The following is a 14790-nucleotide window of genomic DNA, read 5'->3' as shown; positions in this document are numbered from 1 at the left end:
AAGATCAATTGAGCCGCGCCGGGCACCGTCCCAATTTGGGAAGGTCGGCGAGCCGTGGGGGGCACCGTCCCAACTTGGGAAGGTTGGTGAGCCGTGCGGGGCACCGTCCCAACTTGGGAAGATCATTGAGCCGCGCCTGGCACCGCCCCAAACTGGGAAGATCACCAAGACGTGCCAGGGACCGTCCCAACTTCGGAAGGTCAGCGCGCGTGGCCCATGCTGAGCGTTGGGCAAAAAAAAGCCCGCTCGAAGCGGGCGTGGTTACCTGAAGCTGTACTTACTTGGGCTGGTGGTGAAACGATTCGCTAATGAGCTGCCGGATTTGCGTCTCCAGGGCCTCGGACAGGACCCCAGCTCTGATTTTCACAGTGAAGCCGTTGACGTCCTTCGTAATGGAACCAGCCTGTTCCTTGCCGGAAAAAAACTTGTCAATGCTTCGCTCACTCGCGGAACTTGGCGCCGAAGCGCGCCGGGTTGCGAGTGCTTTGATAGCGCCAGCGACTTTACCTTGCTCCATCTTTCCCGATGCTACGAGCGGCCAAATCTCCTTCGCAGCATCGTTGCCGGCTTCTCCATACTTCCGAATCGTTGTGACAATGGCTTCGGCCGCGCTTCCGCCAAGCAGTCGCGGCTGAAGGTCGAGATCCTTCAACACGAAATCTGGCAACTGCGCGAAGCTAAGGAATCGATAGAGACCGCTCTTGGACAGGCCGAGCGCCTCCGCAAGTCGTACGCGGGACGGAAATTCCTTCTCTGTCCGCCGGACAGACAGCGCAATTTCATAGTCGGAAAGGTCGTCACGGCTGATATTCTCGACCATGGCGAGCACCGCCATATCAGCATCAGAACACTCCACGACGACGGCCTTGACGGTATCGAGCCCAAGCATTTTGTGGGCGCGCCAGCGGCGCTCCCCTGCCACAATCTGGTAGCCGGATTCAGCGCGGCGTACCACGATAGGCTGCATGAGCCCCACCTCACGAATGGACTCTGCAAGCTCTGACAGCTTGAGTTCATTGAACACGCGCCGAGGCTGCCATGGGTTCGGCACAATATCAGCAACAGCCAGTTGCGACGCGACGCCGGTTGCCTCCAACTCCTGGACACGGAGTTGCGCAACGGCCAGTGCCCCAGTGAGGCCAGGCGCGGTCTGGGTTCGGTCGCTACGCTTGACTTCGTCCTGATTAATTGCCGAGGTCTTGCGGATGCCCGCCGTCTTAGCCAGCAGCTGTTCTCGCATATTGCTCATTGCGCGCTCCTCCATTTTTCTGCGTAGATCTCATCCAACCACCGGCAATAGTCCATGATCGGCTGACGCACGCGGGTCAGCGACTTGGCCGCGCTATGTGTGCTACTCACGTCGAACACCGTCGAGAATGCCAGCGCCCCAGTGCTCATCACCGAACTCGCCGGCACTTCGATCGAATGCAGCCACTTCTCATAAGCGCTCTGCGCCCAGGCACGCACGATGGGTGCCGACGAGGTGCGCCCATAATCGACCTTGGAGAGCAACAACGAGACGAAGTCGTATTTCTTGTCGGCTTCATACTTGATGAAGCTTTTGGAGACGTCTGAAAACAAGCGCCAGAAAGACAGCGAGCTGATGAAGTCCAGGTTCTCAGGAACCATCGGCATGACCATCGCGTCTGCCGCAAGCAAGGCGTTCAGGTTCATGTAGGAAAGCGAGGGAGACGTATCCATGAGGATATAGTCATAGTGCTTGCGCAATGGCTCCAACCCTTCCCTCAGCACCGTCCAGAAGCGAAAGCCAGGCTTGATTTTCTGCATCGCGGGCAGATGGAACTCTGCCCCAATCAGTTCGGTGTGCGCTGGAATCAAGTCAAGGCCATCCCAATAGGTTGACTGGATGCTTCCCTGTAGTCCCCCTTCGATTTGCTGATCATAGATATAGGGCAAGACCGTGTCTTCCGGCGTGACATCCTTCTCGGCATACAAACCACACAGTTCCGAGAGCGAGGCCTGAGGATCCAGGTCGACAACCAGGACTTTTCGGCCACGCAATGTCAGCCCCTGAGCCAGACACATAGTCGTGGTAGTCTTGGCCGAGCCGCCCTTGAGCTGGGCGGTGATAATGATTTTTCCTTCAGGCTCTCTCGTGCCTGTGACGAGCGGCGTCTGATAAATGTCGGAGACCTTCTGCACCCAGATGCGTGCCTCCTCCAGCGTGAAGGTCCGGGTACGCCCAGTACCGGCGGCCTTTCCTGGCGGCAATTCTCCATCGCCCTTGGTCGCGAGGTACTGAACTTGCGAGTGGGAGATGTTGCATAGGTCTGCAATCTCCCCCGTCTTAAAAATCGGTGCGGTTTTTCGCGGCCGCGGTGCGAGAATCGTCTCGCGAAGTTCGTCCGTAAAAATGGTGACCCTTTCCGCGAACTGAGATATCTGCTCTAGCGGTACAGTTCGGTCGACTGCTGGAAGTTGGCTCGTTTTCACCATTCTGAGGTTTATCCGGAAAATTCGAGAAAGCTCAGAATACAGGAAATCCATGAGCAACGGCTCATAAATCGCTGATTTTGAATAAGAGTTTCTTTGAAAACAACGATTTTGCCTAAGCTTTAGGCAGTTTTGGGACGTCGTGGGGTTCACATGAGGTACCCGATAAGCGCTGGGAGATCCCTCGACTTATTGGCGGACCCAAAGCGTGACACAAATGACCTCACCTTCAATGGCTACATCGCCTTTCGGGCGCCGGCAAGGTGAGGTCATTTGTGCCGTTCGGCAAAACCGGAGAAGTGAACTCGCCGAAATCCGGCACAATGAAACTCACCTTCGTTCCCGTCCAGCCAAAGTCTTGCCCAGGGCTTGGTATGGGGGAGGGCACCTGCTCGGCGTTTCCGCACAATTGACCTCACCTTTACACGGCCCAGACAAAGAAGTCCGTCAGGCAAGAACAGTGATGGTGAGGTTATTTGTGCTGCTTTGCAGCATGGTCTAGTGCTGGAGCATCAGCTCGTCGCAATGACAGCCCTTTTCAGGGCTGGGAGTCAGGGAGCGGGGTGCACGTGCCAGCCGATGCACAATCAACCTCACCATCCTTTGAGCGGCCAGACCCTTTCATCGGACGGTGAGGTTCATTGTGCAAGGTTTAACCTCGGCAATCGCCAGCACAAAAAACCTCACCTTCATCTCATGCACAAAGAACCTCACCATGAGGCTGAGCGCGGGTCCTTACAGGACTTCCAGCGATCCTCTTGCCAACTTCGTAGCGTCGGACAGGTCCGTCGATCCTATTGCTTCGGCGCAGTCGCGGTTAAATCACATCAATCGGGACGCAGAAATGGGTACGCACGTGTGCAGAACTCGATCCCGACGCGCACCGTTCGCATCGTGACTGCCGGCGTTGTGTTGGTTGGATGTTTTTGAAGTAAACCACCCAACTAACAAACAGAGAATTGCGAAATCCTTGTTGATCAAGGACTTAACCTTTCAAAGGTGAGGTTAGCTGTGTCGAAGGTGAGGTTCCGTGTGTTGCGAAGGTGCGGTTTACTGTGTGATGACGGTGAGGTCTATTCCCCGACAAGGTGAGGCTCATTGTGCAAACACCCCGAAGGTGAGATGTATTGTGCGTCACCTGTGGACAAGTCCGCTTTGCCCAGGCTGGTCCTAGGCTTGAACGATTCGCGTGACGGAGATCGGTGAGGTTGGTTGTGCATCAGGTGAGATTCATTGTGCGCATTGACCCACGCTGACCCGACAGCCCGACGGATCAACCTGAAGGTGAGGTTTGTTGTGTTGACAGGACCTCACCATCACATGCTAGAGTCGCCCGAGCAATAAAACGAGCGGGAAGACGCGTATGGAGACGGACAATCCGGTGGAGGTCAAAGCGAGGACGACGCCTCGCCAAATGGCGCTGGCATTGTTTGAGGACATGTTTGACCTCGGGATGCCCATCAACGAGGCCAACCGTGAAATCGGCTATCAGCGCAACAATTTCTTCACGGAAATTGTCAACATGGGATTGGCGGCACGACGGTTCCTGGATGCCGCGTATTTCATCGTGGCACAAGAGCCGGAGGTTCCTGACCAATACGATGTCGAGCTGAACTACTTTAAGTGGTTGATGCGCTATGACAGCCGGAACCTGAAGCACCTGCGTACTATCGCGGACGAGGCGCAGAACGCCAAGGTTCGCGTGACCAATACACCGTCAGACCGGGAGCCAGATGAGAACGATATCTGGGTCCAGGTCCAGTTGATCGGCATGGTGGCGATGCATCGCGGCCGCGTCCGGTTCGATGTGCATCACAGTTTGATCCCGCATATTCGAGATCCCCGCAAGTCTCATTGGCTCAGCCTTCGCATCTCAACGGCATTTACCCGCAGTCTCGCGCGTGCGATCTATGACAAGGTCTTGCCGAGTGTGCCCAACGGGCGTACGGACTGGATCAAACTTGATGAGATGCGGACCTGGCCGGGAAAGATGGGCGCGAATGCCAACATCTTCAAATACTTCAAGCGCGACTGGCTGGAGCCTGCGGTCCGCGAAATCAATGAGATCTCGGACATCGAGCTGTCCTACGAGACCAAGACCGAGTCCACTTCCTCGAAGAAGGTCGACCGGATTCGCTTTCTCCTCAAGCGTAAGGACACGGCCGACGCTGTCATGGCAAGCCTGTCCGATGCCAGCCAGATCTATAAGATTCTTAAGGAAGAGTTCAACCTCTCAACCCGGCAGTTTGGCGAGCTCTCCGAGAACCGCGAGACATGGAATGATGATCGCATCCTGCAGGCGATCGAGTACACGCGCTTCAAGCTCAATCGCGGTCAGGTCAAGAAGAGTCCCGCAGGCTATTTGATGAAGGCCTTGCGTGACAATTGGCGCATGTCAGAGGCTGAGCGCACGATGGTCCAGGTCCAGACCAAGCTGCTTGTCGAGGAAGAACAGAAGGACGCCGCGAAGATCGCCGTCAAGACCAGCGTGGAGCGCAGTGTTGCCTCGCGTGAAGACGAGACCCGCACTCGCATGAATGAAGAATCGCGGCAAGGGCGCGAACACTTCGGGGCAGCGGATACCAAAGCGCGAGGGGATTTTGTCCGGGCATGGTTGGCCTCGCGCGAGGGCAAGCTTGTGTTGAAGCGGATGAGGCTGGAGGCATCGTCCGTATCCGAAGACATCATCCTGGCGAATTCAGAGTTGGCATGGTACCTGGGCCAATTTGTGTTTGGGCGTATGGCCTCCTTGCGCGCCTGAAGGCCGCAGCTTTCCTGCCTGGCTGATCGTGTTAGCGCGCAAAACAACTATTGCGCGGCGCGATGTTCGATCTCCGCGAGGCTAGCAAGTGCATCCCGGCGCGCTGCCGTCGGGGATGCGGGCCGCGCCTCTCGCCTCTGGCGAGGCACAGCTATCCGGCGAGCTGTGGATCCGAAGTAAATTCGCGGGCTTCGGAGCGGGCTTGTCGTCCTGGGCCAGATCTCTCCGAGCTTGGACTGGCTCGCCACGCTCATGCGCCGTCGAGGCGGCCGGCCCAAAGCTTGCCATAGACTTTCCCTCAGGCCATCGCCGCCGGCGGACGATTGGTGTGGGCGTAGCAGCATAGCTAATTTGTGGATTAGGGTAAGGATTCGCGACATGGCAGACGCACTTTGCGCAGCCTTGGCCCATGCCACCTAGGGAGATATCGAGGTCGAAGCGAGGTCCCCATTGAGGGCTGACGCCTTCGGCCCTGCGCGCTGCGCTTGCCAGTCCGCGGTTTCTGCCGAAGGGGGGAGGGCGGTCTTGCTGTTTCCTTCACCGTATCGCGACGTTCTCGCCGTCAAGGGCTGCGTGCCTTTGGCGCTTGCGGCCGTGGCCGTCCTCGCCCCTCTGACGGCTCGCGCTGCGCCGTGCTGGCGCCGGTTCCGGGCAATTCCGCCCGAGCAACCGGAGCACGATCATGTCGCAACAGCCCCATTACTTCGCCGAGCGAGGCCTGCTCTGATCTCGGGGGCTTCGGCCCTCTTTTTGCTACGCCCAAGGCTGCCCCTTGACGCCGTTACTTGACCCCGTTGCTGTCGCCTAGTGAACCTGTTTCATATGCGTATCGTCCACCGGATCGTCGGGGCCGAGATCTAATGCGCAGTTCGCCAGCGAGGCCGGCGATCGATGAGCTTGGGGCACTCGGCAGCTGGCCGTAGTGCTCGGCACTATTCTCCGCGATGGCTGCGAACGGTGCCCGCCGTCTGCTCTCTACACCTGCCCCGCCGTAGAGGCTTGGCTCGGCGTTGGCTCGGATGCCGCAGCATCCAGGGCTCCCGCCGACTTTGACGGGCCTCACTTCGGGCGTTCCCCCCCAAAGGCTCAAATTGTTCAAGTCCCTTGTGTCTATCGATTTCACCACTCAGGCCTAGCGCGAAGCGATGGACCTTACGATTTCCTTCTACCGGCGCCTAGTTGGCTCCTGACCGCTGGTCAAGCCATGAAGCCACTGCGTGGCTGCTCGCAAACCGTTGCCGCAATTGGCCTTTTGCCTTGGTGTTGTGAGAGAAAAAGCTTGACGAAACAGCATCACAATAACGCGGGCCGCCCGCGAATCACGCCGAATGAAGCACACGTCGCAAGCGGCTGCGGGCAAAGGTCTGCTCGTCTCTTTGATATTGACTAAAACGTCAGGCTGACGATAATGTCGTCAAACATCGGGTGCCACCTATGGCGGCGCCCGGCCATTGGAGACGCCATGACCCGTCCGCCCCGCAGCGTGCTGCGCACGCCGCCGGCTTTCCCCGAAAGTGCGCTGCCTGCCTTCGTCCAGAAGCTCGACCGGCCCGAAGCCCTGGTCAAGGCCCAGGCGCTTGCCTTCCTGATGTTCGAGAAGCGCGACCTGCGCGCGACGCAGACCTTCCTGACGGATTTCGGCATGCGTTGCGTGTCGCGCACCGGCAGCCGGCTGTTGATGCGCGGCGCCGGCCCCCAGCCGTGCCTGATGCTCGCGACGCCAGGGCAGCGCTCGCGTTATGTCGGCGCGGCCTTTTCGGTGCGCAGCGAGGCAGACCTGGACTACCTCGAGGCCAACGCGAATGCGCGCCGCCTCCAGGCAGACGAGATTCCGGGCGGCGGCGCCGGCGTCGAACTGACCGACCCCGCCGGGAACTTACTGTGGCTGGGGACCGGCCAGCAGCCGGTCGACCCGCTGCCATTGCGGGACCCGCTGCATTCGCTCACCAACGACCCGGGACAGCTTCGGCGGGTGAATGCTACGGTCCGGCCGCCGCTGGAGCCCGCGGCCGTGGTCAAGCTCGGCCACGTCGTGCTCCAGACCGTCGACTTTCCCGGCATGGCGCGCTGGTATATGCGTCATCTCGGCCTGATCCCGACCGATGTCCAGTATCTGGAGGACGGGTCTCCCAATCTCTGCTTCTTCCGCCTGGACCTCGGCAGCACGCCCGCGGACCATCACGCCTTCGTGCTCGCCGGCGGCATCGAGGAGAAATACGAGCACAGCGCATACGAGGTGCTCGACCTCGACGCGCTCGGCCAGGGCAACAACGTGCTGCGCGCGAATGGCCACCGCCATATGTGGGGTATCGGGCGCCATGTGCTCGGCAGTCAGCTGTTCGATTACTGGTTCGATCCGGACGGCATGGAATTCGAGCACTACGCCGACGGTGATGTCTTCACCGCCGACCGGGAAACCCACTACGTGCCGCTGGAAATGTCCGGCATCTGGGCATGGGGCGACGACGTCCCCGCCAGCATGGGTGTCAAGCGCAATCTCGCCACGGTGTTCCGGGTTGCGCGGCTGCTGCGCGCCGGCCAGCTCTCGGCCGCGCGGCTGAAGCTGCTTGGCCGCGCGATGACCCAGGCGCGGCCCTGGCTCTGAGCCTGCGCATCCGCCCCTCTACGAACCCCCCTCACGTCAAGGAAAGCAAATGTCCGTCAAAGTCGTCCGATATCTCCACGGCGGCGAACCCTGCTGGGGTGTGGTCCACGACCGCCGCATCGCGCCCCTGTCTTGCGGCTCTGCCAGCACCGCCGACTTCGTCACGAACGGCCTCGAAGCCGCGTGGCGCAGCACCCCCGGCCAGGCCACGCTGCCGCTCGACGCCGTCACGCTGCTGCCGCCGGTCACGTCTGACCGCCAGTTCCTGTGCCAGGGCATCAACTACGCCAGCCATGTGCGTGAGTCCGGCATGGACCCTGACAAGATCGGCTTCAACACCCTGTTCACCAAGGCCCCGTCCTGCCTTGCGCCCGCCGACGCCGACGTGGTGCGGCCGGCGCATGTGCATCTGCTCGACTACGAAATCGAGCTTGGTCTCGTGGTGCGCAAGCCGCTGAGCGAGGCGGTCCAGGTCGGGCCGGACCAGCTGCACGAGTACCTCGCTGGCGTGACCATCGTCAACGACATTTCGGCGCGCGACGTCCAGCTGCCGCAGGCCCAGTTCTACAAGGGCAAGAGCTACCGCAGCTTCGGCCCGGTCGGGCCTTTCCTGGTGCTGTTGGACAAGGAGGAATGGCGGCGCTGGCCCGCGTTCCGCATGCAGCTGCATGTCAACGGGCAGCCCCGCCAGGACGCCTATTGCGGCGACATGATTTTCAAGCCGCACCAGACGCTTACCGAGATGTCCGCGCTGCACGACCTGCAAGCCGGCGATCTGATCGCCACCGGCACGCCGGCCGGCTGCGCCGCCCGTGCGCCTGGCAAGCTGGCGATGTGGGTGTTCCGGCATTTGCTGTCCGAGAGTGCGAAGTGGCGCCTCTTCATCAAGAAGGGCTTGTCCAACCCGGCTTACCTGCGGCCGGGCGACATCATGACCGCCTCGATCCGCACCGACGACGGCGCCATCGACCTGGGCGAGCAGCGCAATCGGGTGGTGGCGGCATGAGCGACAGCTATATCGCCGCCATCGACGGCTTTGGCGATGCGTTCGCGTTGCGGCTGCGCCCGGCGCCCCGCCCGCAGCCGCGCCAGGGCGAGATCGTGGTGCAAGTGGAGGCCGCGGCGGTCAATCCCATCGATGTGCGCCGCCGCGGCGGCTACGGCAGCAGGCTTTTCTCTCTGATGGGCGCGGCGCGCATGCCGCTCGTGCTCGGTAACGATTTTGTCGGGACGGTTTGCGCGGTGGGCCAGGGTGTGACCGGGCTGCGCGAAGGCGATGCCGTGTTCGGCGCCAAGCCGCCATCGAGTGCGGGCACGCATGCCACCCATGTCGCCATGCGCGCCGAACACGCTCGCCTGAGGCCGTCGTCCATCCCGGCCGCCGCCCTGGCGACGCTACCGTACAACTTCCTGACCGTGACGCGCGCGTTCGCCGACGCCGGGATCTGCCGCGAGACCGTGAACGGGCGTCCCGTGCTCGTGCACGGCGCAACCGGTGGCCTGGGCCAGATCGCGGTCTGGTTGCTGCGCAGGCTGGGAGCGAGTGTTACCGCTGTCGGCGGAGGTAAAGGACTCGTTGCCTGCCTGGCCGCTGGCGCTGACGTACTCGTCGATCGCCACCGCCAGTCGCTGGCGAGCCTGCCGCGGCATTTCGCCGCCACCCTGAATTTCGCCAACTGGGATGACGAAGCGGACCTGCTGCGCCGGCTGGCGCCCGACGCGGCCGGTCATGCGACCACGGTACATCCGCTGCTCGGCAACTTCGACCGGCTGGGACTGTTCAGAGGCGGGGTGGCCACGCTGGTTGGCAAGCGTGGCAAACGGGGGCTGATAGCGAAGGGCGCGCGCTATGGGTGGACGACCTTCCGCCCGAACCCTTCGGCCTTGCAGGCACTGGCCGATTGCGCGGCGGCGCTGGCGCCCGCCGAGGTTAAGACTTTTGCGCTCAGCCAGGCCGGGCAGGCGTTCCTGCACGTCGGGCAAGGCCAACCCCGGCGGGCCGTCCTGCTGCCAGGGGAACTCTAGAAAAAGACAGCGCCACCACAAGGAGACAAGCATGCCCCATAACATAAACGACCGCGGGATGCGTACCGGCGGCATCCGGACCCAGGCCGATATCGACGAATTCGAACGCACGCCCTGGCAGGAAAAACTGCCCGCGCAGAACACCTACGAACTGCTGTGCCGTGCCTGCGACAGTCATCCGGACAAGACCGCGTTGCGCTTCGTCATGACCGGGGAGGCTGACGCGCCAGACTTTGTCGTCGATTACGCAACCCTCAAGGCGCGCGTGACGCAAGCGGCCAACGCCTTTCACCGCGCCGGCATTACCACCGGCACGGCGGTGGCGTTGCTGCTGCCCAATCTGCCCCAGACCCATTACGCCTTGCTGGGCGCGCAGGCTGCCGGCATCGCCAGTCCCATCAACCCGATGCTGGAGGTCGACTATGTCGCCGCCATCGTCAATGAGACAGGCGCGCAAGCGCTGGTCGCCTGCGCCCCGGTCTCTGACAGCGCGCTGTGGGACAAAGCCGTCGCCGTGGCCGACCGTTGCCCATCGGTGCGGACCCTGTTCGTCGTCAGCGCTGCGCCGTATCTTCCTGCCGCGCAGCGTGCGCGGGTCGACGCGGCCTTCGACACGGCGTCAAGGCCATGCCGCGCGGACGTGAAGATGGTCGGCTTCGACCAGGCGCTGGCGGCCGAGCCGTCGGACACGCTGGTTTCGAAGCGCCGCATCCTGGCGACTGACCTCTGCTCGCATTTCCATACCGGCGGTACTACCGGCCTGCCCAAAGTCGCGACGCACACGCATCTCAATGAAGTCTTCGTCGCGTCGATGCTCAAGGCGCTGATCCCGTCGCCAAACACGATCCTGTGCGGCCTCCCACTGTTCCACGTGAACGGCGCGATGATCACCGGCCTTGCCGCATTCCATGGCGGCTGGGAGGTCGTGATGCTGACGCCCGCCGGCTATCGGGGCCAGGGCGTGATGCCGAACTTCTGGAAGCTGGTCGAACGGTTCCGCGCCACCAGCTTCAGCGGCGTGCCGACGATCTACGCCGCGCTGGCCGAGCTGCCGCGGGAAGGCGCCGACATTGCGTCGTTGCGCTTCGCCTTTTGCGGCGCCGCGCCGCTGCCGGCCGAGGTTGCGCGGCGCTTCGAAGCCGCCGCTGGCATTCCGCTGTACGAGGGCTACGGTCTGACCGAAGGCGCGTGCGTCTCGGCCCTCAATCCGCCGCAGGGCGAACGTCGCCTCGGCACGGTCGGCCTGCGCCTGCCGCACCAGGCAATCGGCGCCTGGAAGGTCGACGGCTCCGGCCACGCCACCGAGCCTTGCGCGCCGGGCGAAACCGGCGTCATCGGCATCAACGGCCCCAATGTGTTTCCCGGCTATCTGCGCGAGCAAGACAATGGTGGCATCTGGCTCAGGCCGGGATGGCTCAATACCGGCGACCTCGGCCATCTCGATGCCGACGGCTATCTGCATCTGACCGGCCGTGCCAAGGAACTGATCATCCGCGGCGGCCACAACATCGATCCGGCGATGATCGAGGACGCGCTGCTGCAGCATCCGGCCGTGGCAATGGCGGCCGCGGTCGGCCAGCCGGATGCGCACAGCGGGGAGTTGCCAGTCGCCTACGTCACGCTCAAGCCAGGCTTCACCCCGGCTGCCGACGAATTGCTCGCGGCCGCGCGCAACCTCGTGCCGGAACGCGCTGCAGTGCCGGTGCGGATCGACATCCTGCAGGAGATGCCGCTGACTTCCGTCGGCAAGGTGGCCCGGGCGGAGCTGCGCATGCGCGCTGCCGGGCAAGTGTTCCGAGAGATCCTGGCGCAGGCCGGCACGGCCGCCAGCGTGCGCGTGGGGCCGGATATCCGGCGCGGCACCGTCGCCTTCGTCCAATGCCCCGCCCCGGACGTCGCGCGCGTGCAGGATCTGCTCGGACGGTTTCCGTTCCCGCTCGACTTCAACGGCCCGGTGTGAACGCGCCGAGTCCCCTCCCGTAGAGAAACCGCTCATGAATACCACATTGCCCGAGCAGGTCGACGTCTTGCTGGTGGGCCTGGGCCCGGTCGGCGCCACCGCGGCCAACCTGCTCGGACGCTACGGCGTCCGTACCCTGGCCATCGACAAGGCCGCTGATATTTTCACCGCGCCCCGGGCCATCGTGCTCGATAACGAAGCGCTGCGCATCTTGCAGATGGCAGGGCTCGAGGAAGGCGCGTTCGAAACGCTGGCCATTGCCAAGGTGCAGATGCATTCGCCGCTGTTCGGCAGATACGCGCGTGCCAACACAGCCGGCACCATGGACTGCCACCCGCGACTGGTCACGTTCTATCAGCCAGATCTCGAACGCGCCTTGCGCGCCCGCTTGAGCCGCTATCCCTGCGTGAGCATCGCGCTTGGCGCCGATCTCACCGGTTTCGACGACGACGGCGAAACGGTGCGCGCCACTGTGTGCCTTCCCGGCGGTGACACGGCCACCGTGCGCGCGCGCTATATCGTGGGCGCGGACGGCGCCAATTCTTTCGTGCGGCGCCACGCCGGCCTTGCCTTCGAAGGCAAGACCTTCACGCAGGACTGGCTGGTCGTCGACGCCCTGAACGTGCCCAACCCGATAGACCATGTCGAATTCCTGTGCGACCCGCGCCGGCCTACGCCGCACATGGTTGCCCCGGGCGGCAGGCAACGCTGGGAGTTCATGCTGCAGCCCGGCGAGACGCGTGAACAGATGGAATCGCCTGACAAGATCCGCGAGCTGCTCGCCCCCTGGTGCAAGCCGGAGGACATCACGATCGAGCGCACAGCGGTCTACCGGTTCCATGCGCGCATCGTCGATCGTTTCTCCAAGGGTAGGGCGTTCCTGGTGGGCGACGCCGCGCATATCACGCCGCCCTTCGTCGGCCAGGGGCTCGTCGCCGGGCTGCGCGACGTGGCCAACCTGTGCTGGAAGCTCGCCTGGGTCGTGCAGGGAAGGGCGACGCCCGCCATTCTTGAAACCTACGACACCGAGCGGCGCCCACACGCCCGCTCCATCATCAACCTGGCGCTCCTGATGGGCCGGCTGGTGATGCCGCGCAACCGGCTGGCGGCATTTGCCGTCCATGGCGCGATGGCGCTGATGCAGCGCATGCCCTGGGCTCGAGCCTTCTTCGAGGACCTGAAGATCAAGCCGCCGGCGCGTTTCAGGCGCGGCCTGTTCCAGCGCGGCAAGACGCGCGCGAGGCTGGTGCGCGGCGGTCTGCTGCCGCAAGCGCTTGTGCGCCGCAGGCCGGGGGCACCCATCGTGCCGAGCGACGATGCGCTCGGGGCGCGGCTCGTGCTGGCGGGATTCGGCTGCGATCCCGCGCCGATGCTCGACCGTAGCCTCCTGGCGGCATGGCGGCAGGCAGGCGGCGCCATCATGCAGCTGCGCCATTGCGGACAAGGCGAGCATGGGCCGCTCCAGGCGCACGAGCGGCAGGACGGACATTCCTGGGAGGACATGTCGGACCAGCTTATCCCGGGGGCCGCACCCGTCGGCTGGATCGCGGTCGTGCGTCCCGACCGCACCGTGCTGCACGACGGCCCGCTCGAAGCCGTCGACGACATCGTCCGAGAGTCGCTGGCAATGCTGGGAGAGGGAAGCCCCTTGCCAGACGGCATGGCGCGCGCGTTGCGCGCCGCAGGCTGACATTGGTCTGACCTGATCGCTTTGGCGTGCGCACCCGCGCGCCAGCGATGTGCTGGCGATGACGCCCCGTCCGACCAGAGGCATCCCGCGATAACCGCGGGCGAACACACCGGCCCCGGTCGAGGCAAGGGTCGATCCCGGCTCGTCAAAAAATAAAGCAAAACGGCTTTGATGCCGGAGGAGACAAAGATGGCAACGAGAACAGCGGACGCGCTTCGCTCCGTCGTCTCATGGACCATGCTTGCGTGGTCTTGCGCGGGATGGGGGGCGGAGGGCTTCGAGCCGCGCTACAACCTCGCCGGTAGCCTGGGCGGCGAGATGTTTGCGCCGCCCAACCAGACCGGCATTATCAGCGCGCTCGCCGCCACCTACGTCAGTGTCAGCAAGGTGACCGGGGACGATGGCGGGCAGCTGACCCAGAGCCTTCCGGGGGGCACCGTTGCCTTGCCCAAGCCGACGCCGTCGGCCCTTTATCCCTCTTATTCGCGTGGCACGGTAGAGATTCCAGCCTCCGGCACCATGACGCGCTGGGACCTCGTGCTCGGCTATATCACCAGCGAGCAGTATGGCGGCGGGCGGCTGGCCTTTGCCGTCGACGTTCCATTCGCCAGGAAATCTCAGTCAATCAGCACGAGCGGCGCCACGCCGGTGCTCAACTGGAGTCCCGCGGTTCCGGCCGACGTGCAGAGCGCCGTGCAAGGGCAATTCAGCAGCCAGTACCAGGGCGCGCTCAAGGCGCAGGGCGCGAGCGAAAGCGGCGACGTCAGCGGTCTCGGGGACGTCGAGCTCATCGCCGGCTGGCACTACGTGGGCGACAAGTTGCGGGTGCTGGGCAGCGCTGCGCTGGTGGTGCCGACGGGGAAGTACAGCGCCGACGCCGGCCCGGATATCGGCAACGGCAACTTCTACACGGTGCGCCCTGCCATCCAGGTGGCCTACCTGCCCACATCGAACCTGGCCTTCGCAGCCAAGGTATCCGCGGGCCTGAACAGCCGCAACCGGGACAACGATGTACGCAGCGGCAACTGGTTCGGCGTGGAGCTGGCTGCCGGGTACAAAACGCCGATCGGGGTGGTGGGCGTGCATGGGATCCGGATCCAGCAGTACCAGGACGACGAGAACAATCCGCTGGGCGCAAGCCGTCTCCGTTCCAACAACCTGGGGGCGTTCTTCACGACGATGATCCCGGTGGTCGATGTGGCATTGACCGTGCAGTACATGGCGACGACATCGTCGCGCAATGCCAAGCACGGAAACTTTACCCAGGTCCGACTGATCCGGATGTTCTGACTGCC

9 protein-coding genes are annotated in these 14790 nt (G+C 63.2%); 7 read left to right on the top strand and 2 right to left on the bottom strand.

Features of this window, described 5'->3' with window-relative positions; translation table 11 throughout:
• Positions 1 to 277: 277 nt before the first annotated feature.
• Positions 278 to 1249, bottom strand: coding sequence for a ParB/RepB/Spo0J family partition protein (locus CF68_RS09270; protein WP_035817758.1), 972 nt, complete (start codon positions 1247 to 1249; stop codon positions 278 to 280).
• Positions 1246 to 2457: a ParA family protein gene (locus CF68_RS09265; protein WP_013958495.1), complete on the bottom strand. Its 1212-nt coding sequence runs from the start codon at positions 2455 to 2457 to the stop codon at positions 1246 to 1248. Before CF68_RS09265 ends, CF68_RS09270 begins: the two co-directional genes overlap by 4 nt.
• Before the next feature lie 1360 nt (positions 2458 to 3817).
• On the opposite strand from CF68_RS09265, the gene CF68_RS09260 reads away from it, so the two are divergent.
• The 7 genes from CF68_RS09260 (at position 3818) to CF68_RS09230 (ending at position 14785) form a co-directional block, all read left to right on the top strand.
• Complete coding sequence (locus CF68_RS09260) at positions 3818 to 5215, top strand: replication initiation protein (RefSeq protein WP_013959839.1); 1398 nt, start codon at positions 3818 to 3820, stop codon at positions 5213 to 5215.
• Positions 5216 to 6677: 1462 nt separating this feature from the next.
• Entirely contained in the window at positions 6678 to 7820 is a 1143-nt protein-coding gene (locus CF68_RS09255; RefSeq protein ID WP_035817752.1) for a VOC family protein, read from the top strand.
• Between the two features lie 49 nt (positions 7821 to 7869).
• Positions 7870 to 8826, top strand: coding sequence for a fumarylacetoacetate hydrolase family protein (locus CF68_RS09250; RefSeq protein WP_013959837.1), 957 nt, complete (start codon positions 7870 to 7872; stop codon positions 8824 to 8826).
• Positions 8823 to 9845, top strand: a complete 1023-nt coding sequence (locus tag CF68_RS09245) for an alcohol dehydrogenase catalytic domain-containing protein (RefSeq protein WP_035817750.1) — start codon at positions 8823 to 8825, stop codon at positions 9843 to 9845. Before CF68_RS09250 ends, CF68_RS09245 begins: the two co-directional genes overlap by 4 nt.
• Positions 9760 to 11805 (top strand): acyl-CoA synthetase, encoded by a 2046-nt coding sequence (locus CF68_RS09240; protein ID WP_235205712.1) that lies wholly within the window; start codon positions 9760 to 9762, stop codon positions 11803 to 11805. Before CF68_RS09245 ends, CF68_RS09240 begins: the two co-directional genes overlap by 86 nt.
• A 34-nt stretch (positions 11806 to 11839) precedes the next feature.
• The gene (locus CF68_RS09235) at positions 11840 to 13495 is read left to right on the top strand and encodes a bifunctional 3-(3-hydroxy-phenyl)propionate/3-hydroxycinnamic acid hydroxylase (RefSeq protein WP_035817746.1); all 1656 of its coding nucleotides are present in this window, start codon (positions 11840 to 11842) and stop codon (positions 13493 to 13495) included.
• 189 nt (positions 13496 to 13684) lie between these two features.
• Positions 13685 to 14785: a transporter gene (locus tag CF68_RS09230; RefSeq protein WP_035817744.1), complete on the top strand. Its 1101-nt coding sequence runs from the start codon at positions 13685 to 13687 to the stop codon at positions 14783 to 14785.
• Positions 14786 to 14790: the final 5 nt, after the last annotated feature.

This window comes from Cupriavidus sp. SK-4, from assembly GCF_000611125.1.
Classification (GTDB): Bacteria; Pseudomonadota; Gammaproteobacteria; order Burkholderiales; family Burkholderiaceae; genus Cupriavidus; species Cupriavidus necator.
The sequence above is the reverse complement of the archived record's forward strand: the minus strand, read 5'-3'. Positions and strand labels throughout refer to the sequence as shown.